Annotated in this window: 23 protein-coding genes; 13 read left to right on the top strand and 10 right to left on the bottom strand. The window is 64.1% G+C overall.

Translation table 11 applies throughout. From position 1 onward, the window contains the following. From ACZ5TH_RS13155 to ACZ5TH_RS13200, 10 genes are all read left to right on the top strand, one after another. On the top strand, nucleotides 1–1161 hold the full coding sequence (locus ACZ5TH_RS13155; protein WP_464795471.1) for an AAA family ATPase: 1161 nt from the start codon (nucleotides 1–3) through the stop codon (nucleotides 1159–1161). Next, complete coding sequence (locus ACZ5TH_RS13160; protein WP_464795472.1) at nucleotides 1158–2492, top strand: CpaF family protein; 1335 nt, start codon at nucleotides 1158–1160, stop codon at nucleotides 2490–2492. The genes ACZ5TH_RS13155 and ACZ5TH_RS13160 overlap by 4 nt, the downstream gene beginning before the upstream one ends. Beyond that, the gene (locus tag ACZ5TH_RS13165; protein WP_464795473.1) at nucleotides 2489–3388 is read left to right on the top strand and encodes a type II secretion system F family protein; all 900 of its coding nucleotides are present in this window, start codon (nucleotides 2489–2491) and stop codon (nucleotides 3386–3388) included. Before ACZ5TH_RS13160 ends, ACZ5TH_RS13165 begins: the two co-directional genes overlap by 4 nt. Beyond that, nucleotides 3388–4275, top strand: coding sequence for a type II secretion system F family protein (locus ACZ5TH_RS13170; RefSeq protein WP_464795474.1), 888 nt, complete (start codon nucleotides 3388–3390; stop codon nucleotides 4273–4275). Before ACZ5TH_RS13165 ends, ACZ5TH_RS13170 begins: the two co-directional genes overlap by 1 nt. Further along, nucleotides 4272–4880: a tetratricopeptide repeat protein gene (locus ACZ5TH_RS13175; protein ID WP_464795475.1), complete on the top strand. Its 609-nt coding sequence runs from the start codon at nucleotides 4272–4274 to the stop codon at nucleotides 4878–4880. The genes ACZ5TH_RS13170 and ACZ5TH_RS13175 overlap by 4 nt, the downstream gene beginning before the upstream one ends. A gap of 214 nt (nucleotides 4881–5094) precedes the next feature. Continuing rightward, complete coding sequence (locus tag ACZ5TH_RS13180) at nucleotides 5095–6855, top strand: TadG family pilus assembly protein (protein WP_464795476.1); 1761 nt, start codon at nucleotides 5095–5097, stop codon at nucleotides 6853–6855. Between the two features lie 63 nt (nucleotides 6856–6918). Then, on the top strand, nucleotides 6919–7104 hold the full coding sequence (locus tag ACZ5TH_RS13185; protein WP_464780486.1) for a Flp family type IVb pilin: 186 nt from the start codon (nucleotides 6919–6921) through the stop codon (nucleotides 7102–7104). A 7-nt stretch (nucleotides 7105–7111) separates the two neighbouring features. Then, a complete protein-coding gene (locus ACZ5TH_RS13190) occupies nucleotides 7112–7573 on the top strand; it encodes a TadE/TadG family type IV pilus assembly protein (RefSeq protein WP_464795477.1) in 462 nt (153 codons plus the stop codon). Between the two features lie 230 nt (nucleotides 7574–7803). Continuing rightward, the gene (locus tag ACZ5TH_RS13195; RefSeq protein ID WP_464795478.1) at nucleotides 7804–8766 is read left to right on the top strand and encodes an aldo/keto reductase; all 963 of its coding nucleotides are present in this window, start codon (nucleotides 7804–7806) and stop codon (nucleotides 8764–8766) included. A gap of 210 nt (nucleotides 8767–8976) precedes the next feature. Further along, the gene (locus tag ACZ5TH_RS13200; protein WP_464795479.1) at nucleotides 8977–11121 is read left to right on the top strand and encodes an oxidoreductase; all 2145 of its coding nucleotides are present in this window, start codon (nucleotides 8977–8979) and stop codon (nucleotides 11119–11121) included. A gap of 169 nt (nucleotides 11122–11290) precedes the next feature. Here ACZ5TH_RS13200 and ACZ5TH_RS13205 read toward each other — a convergent pair whose 3' ends face one another. The 7 genes from ACZ5TH_RS13205 to ACZ5TH_RS13235 all read right to left on the bottom strand — a co-directional run bounded on the left by ACZ5TH_RS13205 (nucleotide 11291) and on the right by ACZ5TH_RS13235 (nucleotide 18520). After that, nucleotides 11291–12787: a flavin-containing monooxygenase gene (locus ACZ5TH_RS13205; protein WP_464795480.1), complete on the bottom strand. Its 1497-nt coding sequence runs from the start codon at nucleotides 12785–12787 to the stop codon at nucleotides 11291–11293. A 99-nt stretch (nucleotides 12788–12886) separates the two neighbouring features. Continuing rightward, nucleotides 12887–14350: an FAD-dependent oxidoreductase gene (locus ACZ5TH_RS13210; RefSeq protein WP_464795481.1), complete on the bottom strand. Its 1464-nt coding sequence runs from the start codon at nucleotides 14348–14350 to the stop codon at nucleotides 12887–12889. 31 nt (nucleotides 14351–14381) lie between these two features. Next, nucleotides 14382–15137: an SDR family NAD(P)-dependent oxidoreductase gene (locus ACZ5TH_RS13215; protein ID WP_464795482.1), complete on the bottom strand. Its 756-nt coding sequence runs from the start codon at nucleotides 15135–15137 to the stop codon at nucleotides 14382–14384. 22 nt (nucleotides 15138–15159) lie between these two features. Next, nucleotides 15160–15975: an SDR family NAD(P)-dependent oxidoreductase gene (locus ACZ5TH_RS13220; RefSeq protein WP_464795483.1), complete on the bottom strand. Its 816-nt coding sequence runs from the start codon at nucleotides 15973–15975 to the stop codon at nucleotides 15160–15162. Nucleotides 15976–15980: 5 nt separating this feature from the next. After that, a complete protein-coding gene (locus tag ACZ5TH_RS13225) occupies nucleotides 15981–16772 on the bottom strand; it encodes an SDR family NAD(P)-dependent oxidoreductase (protein WP_464772722.1) in 792 nt (263 codons plus the stop codon). A 38-nt stretch (nucleotides 16773–16810) separates the two neighbouring features. Continuing rightward, nucleotides 16811–17884, bottom strand: a complete 1074-nt coding sequence (locus ACZ5TH_RS13230) for an alkene reductase (protein WP_464795484.1) — start codon at nucleotides 17882–17884, stop codon at nucleotides 16811–16813. A gap of 6 nt (nucleotides 17885–17890) precedes the next feature. Next, on the bottom strand, nucleotides 17891–18520 hold the full coding sequence (locus tag ACZ5TH_RS13235; protein ID WP_449468788.1) for a nuclear transport factor 2 family protein: 630 nt from the start codon (nucleotides 18518–18520) through the stop codon (nucleotides 17891–17893). 78 nt (nucleotides 18521–18598) lie between these two features. On the opposite strand from ACZ5TH_RS13235, the gene ACZ5TH_RS13240 reads away from it, so the two are divergent. After that, a complete protein-coding gene (locus ACZ5TH_RS13240; protein ID WP_464795485.1) occupies nucleotides 18599–19699 on the top strand; it encodes a helix-turn-helix transcriptional regulator in 1101 nt (366 codons plus the stop codon). On the opposite strand, the gene ACZ5TH_RS13245 is transcribed toward ACZ5TH_RS13240, so the two are convergent. Continuing rightward, entirely contained in the window at nucleotides 19686–20555 is an 870-nt protein-coding gene (locus ACZ5TH_RS13245; protein ID WP_464772719.1) for an LLM class flavin-dependent oxidoreductase, read from the bottom strand. The two genes, ACZ5TH_RS13240 and ACZ5TH_RS13245, sit on opposite strands and share 14 nt — an antisense overlap. A 274-nt stretch (nucleotides 20556–20829) precedes the next feature. Between ACZ5TH_RS13245 and ACZ5TH_RS13250 the strand changes: the two genes are divergently transcribed. Next, complete coding sequence (locus ACZ5TH_RS13250; RefSeq protein WP_460988738.1) at nucleotides 20830–21618, top strand: SDR family oxidoreductase; 789 nt, start codon at nucleotides 20830–20832, stop codon at nucleotides 21616–21618. 19 nt (nucleotides 21619–21637) lie between these two features. After that, nucleotides 21638–22450 carry an EthD family reductase gene (locus tag ACZ5TH_RS13255; RefSeq protein ID WP_464795486.1) on the top strand — a complete coding sequence of 271 codons (813 nt, stop codon included), beginning with the start codon at nucleotides 21638–21640 and terminating at the stop codon, nucleotides 22448–22450. Nucleotides 22451–22594: 144 nt separating this feature from the next. Here ACZ5TH_RS13255 and ACZ5TH_RS13260 read toward each other — a convergent pair whose 3' ends face one another. Continuing rightward, nucleotides 22595–23152: a carboxymuconolactone decarboxylase family protein gene (locus ACZ5TH_RS13260; protein ID WP_464795487.1), complete on the bottom strand. Its 558-nt coding sequence runs from the start codon at nucleotides 23150–23152 to the stop codon at nucleotides 22595–22597. Nucleotides 23153–23198: 46 nt separating this feature from the next. Further along, the gene (locus ACZ5TH_RS13265; protein WP_464795488.1) at nucleotides 23199–23981 is read right to left on the bottom strand and encodes a glucose 1-dehydrogenase; all 783 of its coding nucleotides are present in this window, start codon (nucleotides 23979–23981) and stop codon (nucleotides 23199–23201) included. Nucleotides 23982–24064 lie beyond the last annotated feature (83 nt).

Raw genomic sequence — 24064 nt, forward strand, 5'->3', positions numbered from 1 at the left:
ATGGCGCGCATCATCCTCCTGTCGGTCGATCACAGCCTCGCCGCGCGGATCGGCGAAGCCATGCAAGGCCGCGCGGCCGTCGAGCTGACGCAATCAGTGATGCCGGATATGGTCGAGGGGCCATGCGTTATTCTGGTGGACCGGGACGCAATCCCTCCAGAACGCTCGATAGCAACAGCCCTGTCGGCAGTGGCCGAAGGCGCGACCGGACGCCCGATCGTGCTTGTCACCGGCGACACAGGCGCGGACGAGATATTACACGCCATCCGTTCCGGCGCCGACGATGTCATCCCCCGTGCGGCAGAGGGTGACGAAATCGCCACCATTCTCGGACGCCTGCTCAACCGCTCAACCGCCGATCATGGCAAGGGCGGACGGCTGACGCTGGTCCTTGGCGCAGATGCCGAAGCCGCCGCAATGGTCGCGACCGACATGGCGATCAGCCGCGCCCGCGCCGGTTCCTCTACGCTGCTGATCGACTTCACCATGCCGACCAGCGCGGCGGAAGCCTATCTCGACCTCCCGGTAAACTACGGCATCGCCTCAGCCATCGCCGACATAGAGCGGCTGGACGCAAGCCTGCTGTCAAGCGCCCTCGCCCGGCATGAGCCAAGCGGCCTGATGCTCCTCACGCTGGACGGCGGCTCAGGCACCGAACCTGCGGGCATCGCGCCAGCCGACATAGCCGCGCTCGTCCGCCTGTTGCGGGCCTGCTGCGGCGATCTCATCCTCTGCGCGGGCAGCCTGCGCCATCCGGGCCTCCTGCGCACGCTAGCTTCGCTCGCCGATCGCATCGAACTGGTCTGCGCGCAATCAATCCGCGAAATGGACGCCTGCCGCCGCTTGCTCGACCGCATCGGCGAGGATGAAGCCACGCTCGCCCGCACACGCCTGCTCGTCTGGGATCATCAGCCCGCCATATTGCTGGACAGCCGCCGCATGAGCGACATCCTGCGTACCAGCAGCACCCAACCGCTCCCCATCGACCAAATACGCATGCGCAATGCCCTGAATGCGGGCCGCCCGCTCGCCATGGAGGCCACGCCAGACCGCTACATGCGCGCCATCCGCACTGCCTGCGGCATCGAACCGCAGCGTTCGTCCAAGAGCCTCGAACGCCTCCGCCGCCTGCTCCAGCGCCCGGTGGAACCAGCGGCATGAGCCTGCTCTTCGACACCAGCCTGCCGCGCAGCGCCGCCCGCCCCGCTCCAGTGGCGCAGCCAGCCGCCCAGCGGATGAGCGACAGCTATCAGGCGGTGATGGCCCAGACCTGCGCGCAGGTCATCGAACAGCTGGAAGCACGCGGCAGCACCGCCGAAACGCTCGGCGCACGGGCACTGCGCGCCGAAATAGAACAGGTCATCACCAGCCGGAGCAGGCGCGGCCAACTCGCCCTCAATGCGGCGGAGCGCCTGTTGTTGATCGAGGATGTGGAGGACGAAGTCGCCGGGCTCGGCCCGCTAGCCCCACTGCTCCGCGACGGCAGCATCGATGACATCATCGTCAACGGCCCCGGCACCATCTATGTCGAACGCAGCGGCCTGCTGGAGAAGGTCGACCGGCGCTTCCGCGACGACGCGCACCTCATGAACATCATCCAGCGCATCGTCGGCCCCATCGGCCGTCGCGTGGATGAAGCCAGCCCCTATGTCGACGCGCGTCTCTCCGACGGCTCCCGCGTCAATATCGTCATCCCGCCGGTCGCGCTCGACGGCCCGATGCTGTCGATCCGCAAGTTCCGCATGCAGGCGCTGGGCATAGAGGATTTCATCAACCGCCAGGTGATGAGCGCCGAAATGGCCGCTTATCTCGCCGCCGCCGTGCGGTCGCGGCTCAACATCCTCATCTGCGGCGGCACCGGCGCGGGCAAATCCACCCTGCTCAACATGCTGTCGCACTTCATCAGTGATCGCGAGCGGCTGATCACCATAGAGGACGCCGCCGAGTTACAGTTGCGGCAGGACCATGTCGTCCGGCTGGAAACCCGCCCGCCCAATGTCGATGGCAATCGAGAGATTAGCGCCCGCGAGCTCGTCCGCAACGCGCTGCGCATGCGCCCCGATCGCATCATCCTGGGCGAGGTGCGCGGGGTCGAGGTGGTGGAGATGCTGCAAGCCATGTCCACCGGCCATGACGGGTCGATGGCGACGCTGCACGGCAACTCCCCGCGCGACGCCTTTGCCCGTCTCGAAATGCTGATGGGCTTTGCCGGGGTGCAGAATGACATCCGCGCAATCCGGCGCTTCATCGCCAGCAGCGTGCATGTCGTGGTGCATATCCAGCGCCTGTCGAACGGCAGCCGCCGCGTGACCGGCGTGACGGAAGTCACCGGCATCGAAGGCGAAGCCTATTCCTTCAACGAGCTGTTCAGTTTCCACGAACAGCCCGCCATGTCCGGCATAGGCGAATTCCGCAGCCACTCGCCCCGCCCCTATTTCGCCCCACGCCTGCGCGATTATGCGCCCGCCCCCTTCCGGCAAGGCATAGTATGAAGGCGGCAGCGTTCCTCCTGCTCGCGCTGTTGACTCTGGCAGCGGCGACATCCCCGCTGCTCGCCCTGCGCGCGCGAGAACAGGCGCGGCTCTCGCGGCGGCTGGCCGCGATCACACCCGGCGACGCCCCCGCATCCCGCCAAAGCGTCCGCCTGACTGTCCCCAGCCTCGCCGCGCCACTGCTGGCCCGAGCGCAACTGGAAATAACCACGCGCGCGATAGGCATCTTCGGCGGCTGCATGGCATTATTCACCCTCGCCACATTGCTGGCAACCGGGCCGGTGATGACAGTCATCCTGCTACCGCTCCCGCCAGCCCTATTGTTCCTGTGGATCAGGTCGCGCGCGCAGCGCCGCGTGAATGCCCTCATCGAGGCCCTCCCCTTCTACATCGACGCCGTGCGCCAGATGCAGGCAGTCGGCAGCTCATTGCCGCAAGCGCTGGAACGATCGCTCACCGACGCACCCGGCATCGTCCGCAGCTATCTAGCCCCAGCCGCACGCCGCCTCGAACTCGGCGCCCCGGTCAGCGAGGCGATGCAGCAGCTCGCCGACCGTCTCCGCGTTCCTGAAATGTCGATGCTGGCCGCCGCGATCCGCACCAACATGCGCTATGGCGGCCCCGTCAGCGCGGTGCTGTCGAACCTTTCCGCAATCCTGCGCGAACGCATCCGCATCGCGCGCGAACTGAAAGCCGCAACGTCCGAAGCCAAGGTCAGCTCCCGCGTGCTGATCGCCATGCCGATCGTTGCGATGGCGCTGCTGATGGCGTCCAACCCCGCCTATATCGACTTCTTCCTCGACGACGCGCGCGGGCACCGCATGGCATTCATCGCCATCGGACTTCAGATCGCAGGCATGCTGGTCATGCGCCGGGTGATGAGGCTCGCCTTCTGATGCCCTCGGCCTTTCTCCTCGCCTGCCTCCTCATGGCGCTCATCGGGCTCGGCGTAGCCTTGCTCGGCGGCCGGATGCTGATCGCCGATCGACGGCTGGAGGCACGGCTCGCCCGGTTTACGCCAATCGGACAAGCCAAGCCCTCGCTGCGCCTACCCACCATACTCGGAGCCGAAGGCCGCAACCGGTCGAGCCTCGAACGCCAGTTACAGCTCGCAGGCTATCAAGACCCACGCGCCATCAACCACTTCCTCTGGCTCCGGCTCGCCGTGACCCTGCTGGCGGCCCTGCTAGCCGCGCTCCTGTGCCGCATTCTCTGGCACGGCTGGCTATCCCGCCCGATGCTCATCATCATCGCCGCAGGACTCGCCTTCGTGGGCGCGCGTCAAGCGCTGAACCTGCTCGCCTCCAGCCGGGCAAGAAAGATCACCGCCGAATTTCCCTTCCTGCTCGACCTCATGCTGATGATGCTGGAAAGCGGCGTGTCGCTCGACCAATGTTTCCGCTCGATCACGCGCGACGAACAGGCGGCGGTGCCGCACCACGGCCAACTGATCGGCCTGCTGGTGACCGACCTCGACCGGGGCATGCGCTATGAACTAGCACTCGACCGCTGGGCCTCACGGGTAGCAGTCAGCGGCGCGAAAGAACTCGCATCCCTGTTCCGCCAGGCCATGTTCCAGGGAATAGAGCTTGCCCCCGCCCTGCGCGAATTCGCCCGTGAATTCACCCAGCGCCGCGTAGCCCGTGCGCGGGAAGCAATGGGCGGCATCACCGTGCGCATGGTCGTGCTGATGATCCTCTTCTTCATGCCCGCCCTGTTCATCGTTCTGGGCGGGCCGCCCGTCGTCGCCATCCTCGACACCTTGCGGGCGAGCGCGCGATGATGTGGCTCCTCCCCCTGCTCCTCGCAGCCGCCGACACATCCAGCGCGACACGCAACCTCTATCTGCAACTCATCCATCAAGCCCGCGCCGATGGCAGGCCCCGCGCCGCCATCGCCTATCTAGACGATTTCGACCGCCGCTATCCCGGCGACCGCGACGCCCGCATCCTGCGGGTGAACAGCCTGCTAGATCTCAACGATCTCAATGCAGCCGAAGCAGCCGCCGCAGCCCTCCCCGACGGCGGCGGCAGCGCGGTACGCGGCCACCTGCTCGCTGCGCGCGGACGCTGGTCCGAAGCCATCGCGCCCTACAGCCAAGCGGTTCAGGCAAGCCCCGCCGACCCCATGCTCCGCAACGCCCTCGGCTTCGCCCAGCTATGCGCGGGGCTAGCAGCGGAAGCGGCGGAAAGCCTGCGCGGCGCGCTGGACCTGTCGCCGGGCACCCCAGTGATCCGCAATAACCTCCTGCTCGCATTGAAGGCAGCCGGTCAAAATGCCGAGGCGGAAACCCTCCTCTCCACCATCCGCGATGAGCCTCAGCGTGACGCCCTCCGCCGCCAGATCGCCGCGCAAGCCGCTCGTCTCCCCGCACCAAAGGACCGCTGATGCTCTGCCTTTGCCTTCTATTGGCTTCCGCCCACACGCTCCCTGAGGCCGATCAGGCACGCCGCGTGATCGAATGGCAGCTACGCTCACCACCCCGCGCGCAAGAAAGCGCCGGCCTCAGCGCGGAAGAAGCTGAGGTCATCCGCAACCGCTACCTAGAATCCATCGGCCAACGCCTGCCCCGCTCCGCCGATCAGGACTCCATGCCCATCCCATGATGCTGCTCCGCCGCCTCCATCCCCTGTGGCACGACCGGCGCGCAGCCGTGGTGCCGATGGTCGCGGCGTTCGGCGCCGTGCTGGTCGGGGCGATGGGCTTTGCCCTCGACGCGGGCCTCTATTATGCCGGGAGCCGCGACCTGCGCGCCGCCACGGAAAGCGCCGCCCTCGCCGCCGCCATGTATCCCGCGCAGGCCGAAGCGCGCGCCCGCGACAGCCTCATCCGCAACGGCTATGACCCCGCAATCCTGCGCTTGGTGGAGCTTGGCCGCTACTGCGCCGACGCGGCCCTTTCCGCGCCCCAGCGGTTCGACGCCAGCTTCACCCGCTGCCCCGGCAATGGCCAGCCCAATGCCATCCGCATCCGCACCGGCAAGCCCAGCCGTCAATTCTTCACCCGCGTGTTGGGTGGTGCCAATCCCATCCCCGAACTCGCCGCCACCGCCACCGCCGCGCGCATCGACGAAGCGGGTGTCGGCGTCAGCTCCGGCATCCTCACCGTCACCAGTTCGCTGGTGAACAGCGTCAATGACCTGCTCGGCGGGCTGCTTGGTATCCAGTTGCAGTTGGGAGCCAGCGACGTCCAGACGCTTATGGGCGGCTATGTCGATGCTGGCCGCTTCTTCGACGCACTGGCTCAGCGCGTCGGCGAAACGGGCACCTATGGCGCCCTGACCAGCCGCAGCGTGGGATTGCGCGACCTGATGCTGGCGGCGGCAAGCGCGGCCGACCAACCAGCCACCGCCGCCACCCTGACCCTCGTCGCAGGCCGAGTGAGCAACAGCTACTCCGTGCCATTGCAGGGCCTGTTCGGCCTTGGCGTATGGAAGAACATGCCCGTCGGCGAGGCGGACGAACAACCCGGCCTGCGCGCGGGACTGAACGCCTATCAGCTTTTCGCCTTCGCCGTTCAGGCGGGCAATGGCAGCATCGACCTGTCCGACGCCATCAGCCGCCTCGCATCGGGCAGCACGATACGCCTCGCCGCCGTGGCCACCGGCCCAATCGACAGGCCGCGCTTCTCCTTCGGACCAGCGGGCGAGACCAGCGCCAGCACATCGGCGCTGCGGTTGCAGCTGAACCTTGGCCTCAACCTCAACATATTGGGGATCGGCGTCGAATCCGTCCCGCTGCTTATCGACGTCGCCGCAGCCCGAGCGGACATCAGCGCCATAGATTGCGCCAACACGGCGGAGCAGGCGCGTGACAGCCGGGTCAGCATTCTCGCCACCTCCGGCCTCGTCAACGCCTATATCGGTCAGGCCCCCGCCAACGCCATGAGCCGCCCGATGCCCCCGCTTTCCGCCAGCGACATAGCCCCCGCACGGATCCTGAGCGTCCTCAACCTCATCACCGCCGACGCCCGCGCGGTCGCGCAGCCGGTGATGGGCAATAGCGGAACGCTGCTTTTCGGGCCGGGCGGTCAGGGGACGATTGGCCGCCCCGGCACGCCCGGAACACCCGCCACCATCGGCAACGGGTCGCAAACGGGGCCACTGCTAACGTCCCTCACCAACAGCCTCAGCGGCCCGAACGGCCTTCAGGTGAAGCCGCTCAACCTCTGCATCTGGCCGGTCTGCGACACAGGCGCCACGCGGTCCCAGCTGCTCGGCGCGATCACCACCCCGCTGGCCGCGCTCATCGGCAACACCGCCGATCCACTGCTCGACAATCTGCTCGCCGCGCTCGGCATCCAGCTTGGCCATGCGACCGTATGGGTCACGGGCGCCCGGTGCGGTGTGCCGGTGCTGATTTAAAGGAGACCGGCGGCGCGATCCCCTCCACGCGCCGCCGATCATGACCGGAGGGATTTAAGGAGAATGACGATGATCATCGATGTGGCACGAAAGTTCATGAAGCGCCTGGCGCGCGACGAAAAGGGCCTCACCGCCGTGGAATATGCCGTGCTGGGCGGCGTGGTCGTAGCCGCCATCTCTGCACTACGCGGCGACTTCACCGCAGCGCTGGACGGCGCCTTCACGTCCCTGTTCAACAGCGTCACCTAAACCCCCGATGAAAGCCCATCGCAGGAGGAGCCGCGCCCCCGCGTCCCGGCTCCTCCCCCGGCTCTTCGATTGTCAGAAAGGCATCGCCGCGCTGGAGTTCGCGCTCGTCGCTCCAGCGCTGCTGATGCTGATCTTCGCGATCATCATCTATTCCTTCTGGTTCTCGGCCCTGCTCGGCGTCCGCCACGCCGCTGCGGAAGGCGCGCGCGCTGCGATGGCAGGCCTTTCCTCCAGCGAACGCGCCACACTGGCCCGCACCCGCGCACAGGCCGTCATCAACGGCTATGGCACGCTGCTCTCTTCGGGAGGGACAGTCGACATTCAGGCCGCGCCAGACGGCATAGGCCAGTTCAGGGTTCAGGTTCGCTACGACATAAGCGGGTCGCCGCTCATGCGCTACTCCACCTTCATCCCGCTCCCCTCGACCACCCTCGACGCAACGGTGATCGTCACCAATGGCAGCTATTGACCGGCCCGGCTGCCCGCCCTGCCGTAACAGCTACGAATATCAACAATCCCCCTTTCCTTTTCGCCGACGGCTGCGTAACTGTCCGCTCTCGCCATGACGCGCGCGCAACATTGATTGTCCGCGCGTTACGGGATGTCCGGAGCGGCGCTGAGCACTAGTTCGGATGTCCGCGGGGTAGTTTAGGGCACGCTTTTGCACCCGCAAGAGACGCCGCCATGCAGGAGTTAGCCATGCTTTCAAAGGTCACGCTCGCCAATACCGACCTCTCGGTCAGCCGTCTGTGCTACGGCACCAACATGCTCGGCTGGTCGATCGACCAGGACCGCAGCAACGCGATCCTCGACAAGTTCCTGGAGCTGGGCGGCAATTTCGTCGACACCGCCCGTTCCTATGGCGACTGGATGCCCGACGCGCCCAAGGGCGCCAGCGAACGCGCCATCGGCGCCTGGCTGAAGGGCAAGAAGCGCGAAGACGTCATCGTCGCGACCAAGGGCGGCCATTTCGACATGCGCGCTGGCGACTATCGCAACCGCGTCAACGCCACCGACATCGGCAGCGACCTCAATGAGAGCCTTGAGCATCTGGGCGTCGACACGATCGACCTCTATTGGGTCCACATGGACAATCCGGAAACCCCGGTTGCCGAACTGATCGACTTCCTGAACGAAGCGAAGAATGCGGGCAAGATCCGCTATTTCGGCGCGTCGAACTGGTCCGACGCCCGCGTGCTGGAAGCCAATGAATACGCCAAGGCGAACGGCAAGGCTGGCTTCGTCGCCGTCGAACCCTTCTGGGGCCTCGCCAAGCCCAATGAAGAAGCTGCCACCGCTCAGGGCTACCAGATGTATTTCGAAGATCATGGCGGCAAGCTCAAGGATGCTGGTCTCGCCATCATCCCCTATTGCTCGCAGAGCCGCGGCTACTTCGCCTTCGCTGAAAAGGGTGAAGTGCCCGAGCATCTTCAGGGCTTCTACGACAACCCGGTCAACAAGGACCGTCTGGCCGCTGCCAAGGACGTCGCCGCCAAGCATGGCGTCAGCGTTTCGGACGTGGCGCTCGCCTATCTCCTGAACCAGCCGCAGCAGGTGATCCCCATCTTCGGCGCGTCCAGCCCAGCCCGTATCGAGGAAGCCGTCAAGGCCGCCTCGCTCACCCTGTCGGCTGACGAAGTCGCGGCGCTGAAGATCGGCTGATCTTCCTAAGCTCGAAAAGAATGAAAGGGGGGCGATCCGGCGATCGCCCCCTTTTTTATTGCTCATCCCGATCAATTTTGCGCGAAGCGATCAATCTGGAATAGATTGTGCAAATTATTACGCGATCACTATTATTTTTGCCTGACTAACGACAAAGAACGCGATAAAAGGATGACGACCATACGCATGTGGCAAATCTAGGAGATCATGATGACCGCTGCCCTTTCACAATCACGGTCGGGCGCAGCGCCTGCATCTCTCACCACACCGGGCCAGATCGGCGCGCTGACCCTCCCCAACCGAATCATCGTCACCGCCATGGGCGTCAGCCTGGCCGAAGCAGACGGCACGGTCAGCCAGCGCCTGATCGATTATCATGTGGCGCAGGCAAAGGGCGGCGCGGGCCTGATCATCATGGGCGTCACCGGCGTCGCTTGGCCAGTGGGCGCGGTTCAGCCTAACCAGACCGCAATTTCCGACGACCGCTTCCTGCCGGGTCTCACTAAGCTGACCGAGGCCGTCCACGCAGCCGGCGGCCGGATCGCGGCACAGCTTCACCATGGCGGCCTCGTCGCCGGGCATAGCGCGCAGGACGGCCATCCCCTTTGGGCTCCGGCCTATCCGCCGCCCTTCGCGGGCGACTTCCCCGACTATTTCCTGCCCGAAGAGATGGCGGCATTCGCGGGCGGCGTGGTGCCGGAAATCAAGGTTCTGGAGAAGGCCGACATCGACCATGCCGTCCGCCAGTTCGCCGACGCAGCACTCCGTGCCAAGCGCGCCGGAATGGACGGCCTGGAAATCCATGGTGGCCATGGCTATCTCCTCTCCTCCTTCGTCTCCCCGTCCACCAACACGCGGCAGGATGAATATGGCGGCGGCGTGGCGGGCCGCGCGCGCCTGCTGCTGGAGGTCGTGCGCGCCGTTCGCGCGGCGGTTGGTCCCGACTTCCCGATGTGGGTCAAGATGGACTCGCGCGAACTGGGCAAGAAGAACGGCATCACCATCGACCATGCCCTCGAACTGGCGCCGCTGGTCGAAGCAGCGGGCGCCGACGCCCTCACCATCACCGCCTATCATGACGTTGGCCAGGGCAAGCTCCATTCGGGCTCCAACATCCCGCACGAACCCGCCTTCAATCTGGAAGCCGCCGCCGCCATCCGGAAGGTCGTTTCCATCCCCGTGATCGCATCGGGCCGGGTAGAAATCGACCGCGGCGAAAAGGGATTGGCGCAGGGCGAATTCGACTTCCTCGCCATGGGCCGCAAGCTGCTCGCGGACCCGGACCTGCCTCGCAAGCTGACGGAGGGCCGGGTCGCCGACATCCGCCCCTGCATCTACTGCTATACTTGCGTCAGCACCGCCTATCTCCGCGAACAGGTGCGCTGCGCCGTCCGATCGGAAACGGGCTATGAGGACCTTGACTGGTCCCCGGCCAAGGTTCCGGGCCATGTCGTGATCGTGGGCGGTGGCCCCGGTGGTATGGAGGCTGCGCGCAGGCTGGACCTTGCGGGCGCCAAGGTCACGCTCATTGAAAAATCCGATCGTCTGGGCGGCACGCTGCGCTTCGCGGGTCTCGCTTATGAACCCAATGAGCGGCTGCTCAACTGGCTGCGTGACCAGCTTGGCAAGTCGAAGGTCGATGTGCGCCTGAAGACGGTGGCGACCCCGGAACTGATCGCCAGCCTGATGCCCGACAAGGTCATTGTCGCGACCGGCGCCGTGCGCGACATGCCGCCGATCCCCGGCAATGATCAGGATTTCGTGCTGTCGGGCGACGATCTGCGCGGCATGATGCTGGGCGAGGACTCCGCTGAAATCCGCCGCAAGACCAGCTGGACGACCCGCGTCGCGACGAAGCTCGGCGCAGCCACCGGCGCAACCGCCAATCTCGATCTGGTGCGCAAGGCCACCCACGCCTGGATGCCGCTCGGCAAGCGCGTCGTGATCATCGGCGGCGAACTGGTCGGCGTGGAGCTAGCCGAATTCCTGATGGAGCGCGGCCGTGAAGTCACCGTCATCGGCGAAGCCCCCAGATTCGGCGGCGGCCTGCTGCTGGTGCGCCGCATGCGCCTGCTGGCGGAACTGCGCGAACATGGCGTGGCGATGTTCCCCGGCGCGAGCGGCATCGCGATCGGCAAGAACAACGTCACCTTCACCAATGCAGACGGTGAGCAAAAGAGCGTCGCTGCCGATCATGTCGTGGTGGCCATGGGCGCCCACGGCGACTCCACCCTCGCCAACGCGCTCCGTGCACAAGGCCATGATGTGGTGGAGGTCGGCGACGGCACTGGCGTCACCTATATCGAAGGCGCGATCCGTGGCGCGGCTGAGGCTGTGGCGGCAATGGGCCGCTGATCGCACTATAGAGCGTCAGAAAAAAGGGGAGCGCCGCAACGCTCCCCTTTTTGCATTTGATCTGCCCCCTCCCCCGTTCGGGCTGAGCTTGTCGAAGCCCTCTACTTCTAAAAAGAAGTAAGGCCCTTCGACAGGCTCAGGGTGAACGGAATTGAGGGATCAAAAATTCCTAGCGCCCGACCAATTCCGCCCCAGCCTCAACCCGATAATCCGCCAACACCGGAGCCGCCATGGCATCGGCAAACGCCTCATAGCTCCAAGGCCAGCTAGCCGGGACGCCCGTCGCATCCAGATACCAGCTGTTACAACCCGATCCGAAGATCGTGGTGCGCGCCGCCGCGATGCGCCTTTCCTCATAATCAGCATGAGCGTCAGCACTCGGTTCAACCGTCCGCGCCTCTCCGGAGCGAAGGAGGTCCAGCAACTGATCAACATAGGCCCATTGCTTCTCCGCAATGTCGATCAGGGAGAAGTTGCCGACAGGCCCGGTCGGCCCATTCAGCATGAAGAAGTTCGGAAAGCCCGGTATCGTCACCGCATAATAAGCGGTCGGACGAACAGCCCACACATCATCCAGTGATAGGCCGCCCCGGCCCAGCACCGTGGTCGGCCGGATGAAGCGATCAGCATGAAAGCCCGTCGCCAGCACCAGCGTATCAAGTTCATGGAGCCGTCCATCCTCCATCCGTACGCCCTTGGCTTCGACGCGCGCGATGCGGTCACGCTCCACCTCAACGTTCGGGGACTGCACGGCGTCATAATAGGACCAGCTGTAGATCAGCCGCTTGCACGCCGCCCGATAATTGGGCCGCAGCTTTTCCTTCAGCTCAGGATCGCGAATGCTGCTTTCCAGATTGTCGAGGCAATATTGCTCGATCGCCGCGATCTCTGGACCATGCGTGTCCGTAATGGCATGGGTAAAGCGGAAGATGTTGTCCCAATATTCCTTGTTGTTGCGAATGTCGTCGATCAGCGCGGGATCGCGACGGAATGCTTCCTTTTCTTCCTCGCTATACTGGAAATAGGGAACAGGCATGATCCACTGCGGCGACCGCTGGAAATGCACCAGTTTCGACGCACGTGTATTGAGTGCCGTGATGATCTGCACGCCCGTCGAACCGTTGCCGATGACGCCGACCCGCGCGCCATCGACCGGGGCATCATCCTGCCAGCGGGCACTGTGGAAAGCCTGCCCCTCGAAACTGTCCAGACCTTCAATGTCGGGCAGCTTGGGATGGTGCAGCACACCCGAAGCGGCAATCACGACTTCGGCCTCAACCTCTTCGCCGGTGATCAGGCCCAGCCGCCAGAGGCCAGCGCCCTCGTCCCAAGCCGTTGATACGACTTCGCTGTTGAAACGGACGTGCGGCATAATGCCATATTTCTCGGCCGTCTTTTCGAAATAGGTCTGTATTTCACCGCCCTTGGCATAATAGGCGTCCCATTCCGCATAGGGCTCGAAGCTGTAGGTATAGGCGTGCGCTGGCACGTCGCAGGTAAGCCCCGGATAGCGGTTTTCCCGCCAGGTGCCGCCCAGCCGCCCGGCCTTTTCATAAACGGTGAAATCCTCGCCCGCCTGGCGCAGGCGGATGGCGGCAAGGATGCCGGCCATGCCCGCTCCAATAACGGCGAAGCGCAGACCTTTGCGGCCCTGATCGATGGACAAGTCACTCTCCTGTCGGTTGTGTTTCTGACCATCATGATGATGCGACGGGCAGCGCCGCGCATCATGCAAATGGATCAGGTCTTGACCGACAGGCGAAGATCAGCCCCGCGCCGCCTTCCGCCCGGCCTGACGCCCGAAGAAGGTGCAGTCGGCAAGGCTGAGGCCGGAGCTATAACCATGCCCCCAGGCCGGAAGACCCGAAGTGCAGCGCCCCGCCGCGAACAGGCCCGCGACCGGCGCGCCAGTCCGGTCCAGCACCTCGCCATCCGTCGATGTCCTTAAACCCCCGAGCGTGAAGAAGCTGAAATAGCTGGTCGCGAAATTCAGCTCCAGCGCGACGAACGGTCCCTGATCCAGCGGCGTCAGGATCGGCGCGCGCTTATGGAACAGCGGATCGCGCCCCTCCCGCGCATGTTCATTATAGAAGGCCATGGTGGCGGACAGCGTGCCCGGCACCATCTCCAGTTCGGCTTCCACCTCTTCCCAGCTGTCGCCAGTCCCCGCGATCGTCATGCCAGCCATCGGGAGCGGCTCGTCAAAATGGGCGATGTCGAGCAACAGATAGACCCTGTCGCCCATCTGGTCGACCGCAACGCGGCTCACCCGGCCATGATAGCAATCTTCGTTGATGAAGCGCTGGCCCATCTGGTTGACGAACACGCCATAGGCCTGCGGTTCGGGCATGGTCCAGGGACAGGTGGTGAAGAACTGCTCCATATGGACGGCGTCACCGCCCGCGCTGACGCCCAGTTCGATCCCCACGCCATCATCCTGATCGCCGATCGGGCTGCTGATCTTGAACGTTTCCGGGCAATAACGGCGGCGCATATCTTCGTTGAAGGCAAAGCCGCCCGTGCAGAGGATAACGCCCTTCGCCGCCCGAACGAAGCGGTTGACATTGTCGATGCGCACGATGACCCCGACGACCCGCCGCGCTTCATCCTGCACCAGCGCCACGGCGCGGGCATCGGTCGTCACTTCAACGCCAAGCGCCTTCGCCCGAGCTTCCAGCAGATCGACCATCGGCCGCCCGCCGCCCCAACCCATATGGGCGATCACATGCCCGCGCGGGGCAGGCTTCGCTATCTCGCAAAAGGGCCATGCCGCTTCGCTGCCCGACCAGATCAGGGTGGAATCGTCCGTCGGCTCGATATGCTTGCCGGGCAGATAATTGCCGCGATAGGGGATGCCCTGCTCCTTCAGCCAGGCATAGTGGTTGAGCGACTCCTGCGCATAAAGATCGCACTTCGCCTCGTCCGCGCACGGCCCGCCCGCCGCCTTCAGATAGGCGGCCATATCCTCCGTGCTGTCCTCGAACCCCGCCGCGCGCTGGGCATCCGTCCCACCGCCGCCGCCGATATAAATCTCACCGCCCGACAGTGCCGACGCGCCGCCGCTGCCCGAACCGCGCTCGAACAGCATGACCCGCGCGCCTCCCGCCGCCGCTTCGATCGCCGCGCACGCACCCGTCGCGCCAAAGCCGATCACCGCGACGTCGGTTTCAAAATCCCACCGCTCAACCTTGCTGGCGGGATAGGGGCGATGAAGCGAAATGTCGGTCACGAAAAACTGTCCTCTCCTTATGCGATCGAGATCAGAAGGCCTTTGTCTGCCCCCCATCCACCATCAGCGTTTGGCCGGTGATATAACCTGCCGCGGCGCTTGCCAAGAATACGGCGGCCGCGCCAATATCTTTTTCGCAATCGCCAATGCGCTTCAGTGATACCTTGCTGATCTGCGTATCATAATCGGCGGGCGCCCATTCCTTCCACGCCATCACGCCCGGTGAATTGGCGAACGGGCAAATGATGTTTACCCGCACCGCCTCCGCGCCCCATTCGCTGGCGGCGATCTTGGAAATGGCGCGGATCGCTTCCTTCGCCGCGCAGTAAGACCCCTGCGTCGGGATCGCATCGAACGCCGCGCCGGTCGCGAAGTTGATGACCGACCCCTTGGCTTTAACCAGATGCGGATAGGCTTCACGCATCAACACGAAAGTCGGCCAGAAGCCGGTGTCGAAAGCAAGTTCCATGGCCTCGTCGGTCGTTTCGGCCATCGGCAACTGGCGCGAAGCCTGCGCCGCGTTCACCAGCACATCCAAACCGCCGAAATGCCCGACCGCCGCCTCGACGATTTTCGGCAACTCCGCCCGCTGCGCCAGGTCAACCGCCAGGAAATGCGCCTCGCCCCCCAGCGCGCGCAACTCCGCCTCGGTCGCGCGGCCAAGCTCTTCCTCCCGATCGACGATCAGCACGCGGGCTCCCGCCTTGACGAAGGCCGTCGCCACACCTTTGGCCACCCCGCGCGCGCCGCCGGTTACGATCGCTGCCTTGCCTTCCAGTGCCTTCATGTCCTGCTCCGATCCGCTCTCATTATGTGAAGTAAGCCCCGCCATTCACCGTCACGATGCTGCCGGTGGCAAAGCTGCCGTCATCGCCTGCCAGAAACGCCACGGCCCCCGCGATCTCGTCGGGCTGGGCCAGACGCTTCATCAGGCTGTCCGCCGCGATCATGTCCTTCATTTCGCTTGGCAAAGTGGCATAGATCGGCGTCTCGGTCGCACCGGGATTGACCGCATTGACCCGGATGCCACGATCCGCCAGCTCCCGCGCCATCGCCCGCGTCATGCCCAGCACTGCCGCCTTGGCCGCGCAATAAGGGATAGGCCCATCGCCCTTCACGCCAGACGTCGATCCGATGTTGACGATGCTGCCGCCAGTCCCCTGTTCCGCCATCAACCGAACCGCCGCCCGGCTGCATTTGAACGTCCCGTCCAACGTCACGGCCAGCACGCCGGACCAGCCCTCATCCCCGCAATGGATCGTCTGATCGACAAAGGTCGTTGGCGCCTCGCCCCGCGCAATCTGCCCGGCCCGCTCCCCCTGCGCCGCATAATAGCGGTCCATGCCGTCCCCTGCCGCGCTACCCCGCCCGGCATTGTTGACCAGCACGTCGACGCCGCCCAGCGCCTCCTTCACCTGCGCAAAGGCCCTGTCCACCGAAGCTGTGTCCGCCACATTGCAGGCAATCCCCACATGCGGCGCAGGCAGCACCGCGCCAGCCGCCGCCGCATCCAGATCAAGTATCGCGACCGTCGCCCCTTCGGCAGCGAGGCGCCGCGCAATAGCCGCACCAATCCCCTGCGCGCCGCCGGTCACGACAGCGCGTTTTCCTTTCAGCCGTTCCATGGAGATCAATCCTCTACTTCAGGACGCCAGGCGACGCCGTTCACATGCGCACCACCATCGGCAAAGAGGGTGTTGCCACTCATATAGCCGCCGCCCTCGCTAGCGAGGAACACCGCGATCGGACCAATATCCGCTTCCGCGTCGCCAAAGCGCCCGGCCGGAACCTGTTGCAGGATCGCCTGCGTCATCTCAGGATTGGCCGCGAAATAATCCTTCGCCTGCGGACTCGTGGCGGAAGGACAGATGGTGTTGCAGGTGATGCCGTGCGGCCCCCATTCCACCGCCGCCGTCCGGGTCAGCGCCCGCATCGCTTCCTTGCTGGCATTATAGGCCACGGTAAACATATGCGCGTTGACGCCATTCAGCGATCCCAGGTTGATCACGCGGCCATAGCCTTGCGCCTTCATGATCGGGAAAGCCGCCTTCATGGCCCAGAACACGGCATAATAGTTGAGGGCGAAGGATCCCTCCATATCTTCGTCGCTATGCTTCTCGATCCGCTTGGGGAAGCTGGCGCCCGCATTATTGACCAATATGTCGAGCCGCCCGAACCGCTGGTGCACGGCCTCGACCATGGCTTCCACCTCGGCCCGCTGCGTCACATCGGTGCGGATGAAAAAGGCGTCAACACCATGCGTGTCGCGCAGATACTGCGCCTCTTCCTCGCCCTGATCAGCCTTGCGCTGAGCGATCGCGACATTCGCCCCGGCAGCGGCCAGCGCCCGCACGATGCCCTGACCAACACCCTGCCCACCCCCGGTGACGAGCGCCGTGCGCCCTTCCAGCAGCTTTGCCATATTACCTCTCCTTATAGTCTTGTGACCCTACCCGCCGCTCATGCGTCCAGCAGCGCATAATCCAGATAACCGACCCGATCGTCGCCACTGCCCGTGTAGAAGCTGGCCTTGTTGGCCTTGTTGAGCGCTGCCCCCGTCTGGAAACGCTCCACCAGATCGGGATTGGCGATGTAGAGATAGCCGAAGGAAACGGCCTCGGCCTTCCCCTCCGCGACCACCGCCGAAGCCTTCTCCAGGTTCAGGCCGCCATTCTCGATCACCGCGCCGCTCCAGTTGGCGCGGACCAGCTCCAGCGCGTCCTGCCCTTCCAGCGGAATGTGGATCAGATGGCAGTAGGCCAGGCCCATGCCGTCGATAGCGTTCAACAACGCCGCATAGGTTTCATGCGGGTTCGCATCATCCATGCCGTTGAACTTGACGCCCGGACAGATACGGAAGCCGACCCGGCCCGCACCCACGGCGTCGGCCAGCGCCTCCAGCAACTCGACCACGAAACGAATGCGGTTCTCCACCGACCCGCCATAGCGGTCGGTCCGGTGATTGCTGTTCGATGACAGGAACTGCATCGGCAGGTAACCGCTGGCGCAATGCAGCTCGATCCCGTCCAGACCAGCGGCGATCGCGTTGCGCGCCGCCGTCACATATTCCGCAATGACGCCGGGAATCTCATCTGTCTCCAGCGCGCGGGGCACGACCGTTTCCACCGGAACGCCATCAGGGCCGGGGATCTTGTCCGGGCACTGAATGGCTGACGGCGAAACCGTCTCCGCATCCGCATCCTTGTTCGCCTGCACGGCGGCGCGGCCGACATGCATCAGCTGCATGACGATCTTTCCGCCCCCGCCATGCACGGCGTCGGCGACCTTGCGCCATCCTTCGACCTGCGCCGCGCTATGGATGCCGGGCGTCCGCCAATATCCCTTGCCGACGGGCGAAGGCTGCGTCCCTTCCGTCACGATCAGCCCGGCACTCGCGCGCTGACGATAATATTCGACCATGATGTCGGTCGGCACATCGCCCGGTCCGGCCCGGTCGCGGGTCATCGGCGCCATGACGACCCGGTTGGACAGCGCAATGTCACCCAATGTCACGGGCGAGAAAATATCCGTCATAGCAAATCAGCTCCGTACGCGCGGCTTGGGCAGCGGAGCGCCGCGCCGCATCGTTTCAATGAATTTTTCCAGCGGTGCGGGCGCATCGACCGGGCCATCATGCGGCTGCCCATGCCGGTCCCAATAGCTTTTCCAGCTCGGGAACAGGTCGTGGAAACTGCCATGATAGGGCTGCACGCCCGGCCAGCGCATCTTGCGGTCACCGATCGGCGGCTTGTTGAGGTCCGTCGCGTACCAATAAAGCGGCAAGCGGCGGCGGAAATACCAGCGGCCGTCGATCCGCTCATATTTATCGAAATACATCATCTGCATGATGACCCATTCGGCGCCGGTCTCATGCTCATTCTTTGAATAGACGACGCCCTGCGCATGGTCGGGATCGTCGAAATCGATGATGTGGCCGCCAATATGGTGGGACGTGCCATCAAACTGCATCGAATGGGTTTCGTCGAACCAGTCGCGGAGCGCCTTCCGCCCCTGCTTGCCGCCACCGACCTTCACATCTTCGGGGAACAGGTTCACCCAGGCGTCGGAGTCGCGCATGTCCAGCGCCAGCGAATATTTCGCGGCCAGCTGCCGGATCGCATCCAGCGATTCCAGTCGGTCTATGCGCGCAATCAGGCTCTCGTCCGCCACCCTCTCGATCCTTTCTATTTGGACCGTTTGTTTCCCCTTTCTCCCTGCCTCTGGAAATGCCAGAATAGCTCAAAGGTCATGACAAAACGGCTCAACACCAAACATCTGTCGCGTCCGGTGGCGACGCGTGTCCCCGTCGCCATCGCCCGCGATCTGCTGCGGCTGGTGGCGGAAATCGGCGTCGATCCCGCCGATCTTCTGCGGCAGGCGCGCCTGTCCCACCTCATAGGGCCGCCGATCGGCGGAACCGCCGCGCAGCGCGGGCTTTCGCAGGATGATTTCACCCGCCTTTATGCCCATTGCACCTGGGCTCTCGATGCGCAGGCCGCCCGTCAGGAAGGACGCGAGCCACTGACCAAGGCGGGAGTGGACATGCTCTGCCACTGCATCATCACCTGCCGCACATTGGCGGACGTGATCGATCGCACGGATCGCTTTTCCGAACTTATCGGCCCGCGCGCCGGGCGGCTGCGGCTGAAGGTTGATGACGGCGTCGCGCGGCTCGACATGGCGACCCCGCGCCAGATCAGGAACGCCAGCGCCTATGTGTCCGACCTCGCGGGCCTCTCCACCTATTACCGGCTATTCGGCTGGCTGATCGGCGAGGATATTCCGCTGCTCGGCGCGGCGATGCGCTACCCGCCCCTGCTGGACGAGCAGACCATTTCCTATCTCATGCCCGTGCCCATGCAGCATGGCGCGCCCGAAAACAGCCTGCGCTTCCCCGCCAGCTATCTCGACCGCCCGGTCCTGCGCAGCCATCATGAACTGGAACATCTGCTCGAACGCTTCCCCTTCGACGTCGAACAGTCGCAATCGCTCGACGCGCCATTGTCGGAGCGCATCCAGCACCTCTTCAGCGCCATGCTGGGAAGTGGCGAAGCGCCCGCAACCGCATCGCAACTCGCCCGCCAGTTCAGCATCAGCGTCGCCACGTTGAAACGCCGCCTCGCCGATGAAGGCACATCGCTGGTGCAACTCAAGACCGAAGCACGGCGCGCCCTCGCAACCCGGCTCCTGGACGACCCCCGGCTCACCATCACCGAAGTGGGCCGCCGCACGCAGTTTAGCGACACCGGCGCCTTCCGCCGCGCTTTCCAGCAATGGACAGGATCATCGCCTAGCCGCTGGCGCGAACTGCGCCAGGGCGGCGGCGAAACGCCGATCAGTACCGGCTGATGATCTTCTCGGCAAAGCGGTTGAGATCGTCGATCTTCTCCTGCAACGGCTGACTATCTTCTTCCACCGCATAGAGATTGCGGAAAGAGGCGACCACATCGGTCACGCCCGCATCCTCCTGTCGACGGATCATATCCAGATCGACCTCCCCCATGGCCGAACCGAAGATGCGGAACGGCGCGTCCTTGCGCCCAAGTTCCTCCCGATACGCCGCCAGCTTCTCCAGCATCGGCAGCATCATATCCATGCCACCCCCCGCAAACATCCAGCCATCGTTGCGCGCCGCGCGCTTCAGCGCAGGGTCGGAATGGCCGCCGATCAGGATCGGCACCGGCTTTGTCGGAACGGGATTGAGCTTCACCGGCGGCAAGTCGAAAAACTCGCCATGATATTCGAAATAGCCGCCATTGGTGAGGCCCCGGACGATATCGATGCACTCATCGAACCGCTTGCCCCGCCCTTCCCACGGCACGCCCATGACCGCATAATCTTCCGGCCATACGCTCAGGCCCACGCCAAAGTTGAAGCGATTGTCGAACAGCGCCTCGATCGACGCCACGATCTTCGCGACATAGAGCGGCGGGCGCACTGGCAGCTTCACGACATTGGTCGTCACCTCCAGCGTCTGCGTCGCGGCGAGCATCGCGGTCACATGGATGAACGACTCGAGGAACGGCTTGTTCTCCAGGAATTCGCGTCCGCCATCGTCGGTATAACTATATTTGGTGCCGGAACTTTGCGGATAGATCAGGCTATCGGGCACCGTGAACCCTGCATAGCCCGCCGCTTCGGCCGCCTTTGCCAGCGGCGCGTAATATTGGATCGCGGTCATCGACTCGCCCAGATGAAAGCGCATCGTCCTCTCCTTCCACATATTATTCTCAGGCCCGGCGGGCTGCGCCGATCAGACCCGATGCTTTCGACCTTATCCCTTCAGCGGGAAATTCAGTCAACTCCGCCTATGATCCGGTTCGTGCGCATTCGCGCTCGCTGCTACGCATATGTCGGCGTAAATGGCATACAGCGTTGCAAAAAGCGCATTGATCAATTGTTTTTTTCACCTATCCTATGCGCCAAAGCTGCACCCCGCATGAGGGGCAGGCGGCAAAAGGATCAGGAAAGGAAAGAGGATGCTTCTCAAGGACAAGGTCGTGATCGTCAGTGGCGTTGGCCCCGGCATGGGTCAGGCGCTGGCCCGGATAGCCGCCGCCGAAGGCGCGAGCGTCGTGCTCGCCGCCCGTAACCAGGCCTTCCTCGATGAAGTGTGCAGCGACATCAAGGCAAAGGGCGGCAAAGCCATCGCCGTCCCCTGCGACGTCAGCGATGAAGCGCAGTGCAAGACGCTGGCCGAACGCGCCGCCGCCGAATTTGGCGGACGCGTCCACGGCCTCGTCAACAGCGCCTATTTCCACGGCGACTGGTGCTTTGTCGATAATGCCGACCTGGGCGACTTCGCCAAGGCATTCGACGTCAACTGCCTCGGCGCCCTCCGCCTCACGCGCGCCTGCGTCCCCTATCTGCGCGACGGCGGCGCGGTCGTGAACGTGTCCACCATGGCGACGGTCAATCCCTATGGCACCGAAGGCGGCATGGAAATGCCCTATGCGGTGGCGAAGGGCGCGCTCAACACGCTGGGCAAATATATGGCGTCCGACCTTGGCCGCCACGGCATCCGCGTCAACACCTGCCGCATGGGCTGGATTCATGGCGAGCCGGTCGAAGGCTTCATCGCATCGCAGGTCGACGCCGGTTTCAAGCGTGATGACGTGATCGCAGGCGTTACCAAGAATATCCCCATCGGCATCATCCCGCCCGAAGATGACTGCGCCCGCGCCGTGCTGATGATGATCTCCGACTATTCGCGCGTTGTCAGCGGGGCATCGCTGGACGTCAACGGCGGCCAGTGGATGGCGCCCTAATCGTCAAGGAGGTGCGCCCATGTTCAAATGCATCGCACTACTGAAACGCAGGCCGGATCTCTCGCGCGAAGCCTTTATCGCTTATTATGAAACCCAGCACGCACCCCTGATACGGCGCGTGCTGCCGGGCATAGTCGATTATCGGCGCAATTATGTGGAGCTGGAGGGCGCCTTCCTGTTTCCGGGCGCGGCGCCGATCGACTTCGACGTGATCACCGAAATCTGGCTCGCCGACCGCGAAGCCTATGACCGCTTCACCGCCGCCGCCGCGCAAGAGGACATCGCCAACCAGATCGCGCGGGATGAGGAAAATTTCCTCGACCGCACGGCAACGCGCATGCTGGTGGTCGATGAAAGAGGTGCAGACATGCCCCCCGCCCCCACCCCCCAAGCCTTATTGGACGAACGGGAAATCATACGAGGCCTGTCCCGCTTCGCCCGCATCCTCGACAATAAACAGTGGGACCGCTTAAGCGACGTCTTCGCGCAGGACATCAGCTTCGACTATGGCGCCGGCGGCGACCAGCACGGCATGGCGGCGCTCTCCACCAATATGCGCCGCTTCCTCGACCGCTGCGGCGGCACGCAGCATCTCATCGGCAGCATCCTGGTCGATGTCGATGGCGACCGCGCGACGAGCCGATCCTATGTGCAGGCCCGGCATCAGCGGGTGAACGACCCCGCCGGACCCATTTTCGATTCCAACGGCGAATATGTCGATCAGTGGGAAAGGCGCGCCGAAGGCTGGCGCATCGTCCGCCGCGACGCGATCTGGGCCGCGCATACGGGCGACCCGATGATCCTGCACGCTGAGCCGGGCAACCTCGGCTGATAAGTCAGGGTTTGAGCCCAACACCACTCCCTATCACCGTTCGGGCTGAGCTTGTCGAAGCCTTCTTCTTCTAAAGAGATGTGAAACCCTTCGACAGGCTCTGCACGAACGGATTTAAGCGTTTAAATAGTGGATAGCCTCACCTCACGCCACCTCGGCAAAGGGCAGGCACACGCTGTCGAACCCCAGCACATGCGCAACGCGGCCCAGTCCAACCCATGCCGCCACGCTATGCGCCAGGTCGACAATCTCCTCATCGGAAAACAGCGCACGCGCCCGCTCCCAGAAATCCTCATCCTGCGCGAGCGACTTCGGCTCCTGCGCAAAGCGTTCGGCAAATTCAATCGCCGTCCGCTCGCGAGGACTGAAAACAGGCGACGTCCGCCAATTTTCGACCGCCGCATAAAAGTCCTCATCCGGCGCTGATCCATTGTCGGCAACCGTATGACTGGGCCGCTGCCCTGATGCGGCAAACATCGATTGAACGTCCCGCGCCGCGCGAAATTGCTGGCAGATGACACAACCGTTGATCTGCGCCGTCCGTGACCGCGCACCTTCAAATTCCCGCAGCGACAACAGGCTGTGCTGATACACCGCCTTGGAAAAGCCGCCCGCCGCACCCATGATCTCACGCGCATAATTGCGCGATGCATAGCCATAGGGGTCGGCGGCATCCTGCTCGGGTAAGTCGATACGGATCATGGCATCTCTCCTTATGTCGCTGTTTTGTTGTTCACCCGCCCGCTATTCAATCCACGCCCGGCGCACCGGGAAATTGTGCATAATATTGCCCGGTCAGCATGCCACCATCCACGGCAATCTCCGCGCCCGCCAGATAGGATGCCTCATCGCTCGCCAGGAACAGCGTCGCGCGCGCCACTTCCTCCGGCGCGCCGACACGTTGCAGCGGCACATTGCCGAACCGCTCGCTCACCTTTTCCCGCGTCGATCCGTCATGATTGGTCATCACCGTATCCACGCCGCCCGGATGCACCGAATTGACGCGAATGCCCCGATGACCAAGCTCCAGCGCAGCAACACGGGTCAGCCCCCGCACGCCCCATTTGCTGGACGAATAGGCGGCAAGTCCGTTCGCGCCCTTCATCCCATCGACGGAGGAAATGTTGACGATCGCGCCCTTGCCACGGGCGATCATCCCCGGCGCAACGGCCTTGATGCCCAGAAATTCGCCGGTCAAATTGACCTTCAACACCCGCTCATATTCGGCAAGGCTGGTGTCCAGCAGCGTGCGGAACAGCAGGATGCCCGCATTGTTCACCAATATGTCGACCGGCCCCAGATCTGCTTCGACGGCGTCGACCAGTTCGGCCCAGCCCTGCTCGCTCGTCACGTCATGATGATAGAAGCGCGCTGCATCGCCCAGTTCGGTCGCCAGTTGCGTGCCCACCTCATCCAGCACATCGGTGATGGCGACCTTCGCGCCCTCCTCCGCAAAGAGGCGGCTGGTGGCGGCGCCCATGCCGCGAGCGCCTCCGGTGATGATCGCAACCTTACCCTGCAAACGGCCCATGCGCCCTGCCTCTCCAAAAAATTTTCCGCACCGCGATACGCATTCTGGCGTTATTTCTTCGCAGGCATCTTGATACGCGTGGA

This window comes from Sphingobium sp. TomTYG73, from assembly GCF_055394245.1.

Bases quoted from the DNA above. Each gene is read 5' to 3' on its own strand.
- ACZ5TH_RS13240 (WP_464795485.1), top strand. From the start codon at position 18,599: ATGACAAAACGGCTCAACACCAAACATCTGTCGCGTCCGGTGGCGACG.
- ACZ5TH_RS13155 (WP_464795471.1), top strand. From the start codon at position 1: ATGGCGCGCATCATCCTCCTGTCGGTCGATCACAGCCTCGCCGCGCGG.
- ACZ5TH_RS13220 (WP_464795483.1), bottom strand. From the start codon at position 15,975: ATGGAACGGCTGAAAGGAAAACGCGCTGTCGTGACCGGCGGCGCGCAG.
- ACZ5TH_RS13185 (WP_464780486.1), top strand. From the start codon at position 6,919: ATGACGATGATCATCGATGTGGCACGAAAGTTCATGAAGCGCCTGGCG.
- ACZ5TH_RS13245 (WP_464772719.1), bottom strand. From the start codon at position 20,555: ATGCGCTTTCATCTGGGCGAGTCGATGACCGCGATCCAATATTACGCG.
- ACZ5TH_RS13225 (WP_464772722.1), bottom strand. From the start codon at position 16,772: ATGGCAAAGCTGCTGGAAGGGCGCACGGCGCTCGTCACCGGGGGTGGG.
- ACZ5TH_RS13160 (WP_464795472.1), top strand. From the start codon at position 1,158: ATGAGCCTGCTCTTCGACACCAGCCTGCCGCGCAGCGCCGCCCGCCCC.
- ACZ5TH_RS13165 (WP_464795473.1), top strand. From the start codon at position 2,489: ATGAAGGCGGCAGCGTTCCTCCTGCTCGCGCTGTTGACTCTGGCAGCG.
- ACZ5TH_RS13200 (WP_464795479.1), top strand. From the start codon at position 8,977: ATGACCGCTGCCCTTTCACAATCACGGTCGGGCGCAGCGCCTGCATCT.
- ACZ5TH_RS13265 (WP_464795488.1), bottom strand. From the start codon at position 23,981: ATGGGCCGTTTGCAGGGTAAGGTTGCGATCATCACCGGAGGCGCTCGC.
- ACZ5TH_RS13180 (WP_464795476.1), top strand. From the start codon at position 5,095: ATGATGCTGCTCCGCCGCCTCCATCCCCTGTGGCACGACCGGCGCGCA.
- ACZ5TH_RS13230 (WP_464795484.1), bottom strand. From the start codon at position 17,884: ATGACGGATATTTTCTCGCCCGTGACATTGGGTGACATTGCGCTGTCC.
- ACZ5TH_RS13190 (WP_464795477.1), top strand. From the start codon at position 7,112: ATGAAAGCCCATCGCAGGAGGAGCCGCGCCCCCGCGTCCCGGCTCCTC.
- ACZ5TH_RS13215 (WP_464795482.1), bottom strand. From the start codon at position 15,137: ATGAAGGCACTGGAAGGCAAGGCAGCGATCGTAACCGGCGGCGCGCGC.
- ACZ5TH_RS13170 (WP_464795474.1), top strand. From the start codon at position 3,388: ATGCCCTCGGCCTTTCTCCTCGCCTGCCTCCTCATGGCGCTCATCGGG.
- ACZ5TH_RS13195 (WP_464795478.1), top strand. From the start codon at position 7,804: ATGCTTTCAAAGGTCACGCTCGCCAATACCGACCTCTCGGTCAGCCGT.
- ACZ5TH_RS13250 (WP_460988738.1), top strand. From the start codon at position 20,830: ATGCTTCTCAAGGACAAGGTCGTGATCGTCAGTGGCGTTGGCCCCGGC.
- ACZ5TH_RS13175 (WP_464795475.1), top strand. From the start codon at position 4,272: ATGATGTGGCTCCTCCCCCTGCTCCTCGCAGCCGCCGACACATCCAGC.
- ACZ5TH_RS13260 (WP_464795487.1), bottom strand. From the start codon at position 23,152: ATGATCCGTATCGACTTACCCGAGCAGGATGCCGCCGACCCCTATGGC.
- ACZ5TH_RS13255 (WP_464795486.1), top strand. From the start codon at position 21,638: ATGTTCAAATGCATCGCACTACTGAAACGCAGGCCGGATCTCTCGCGC.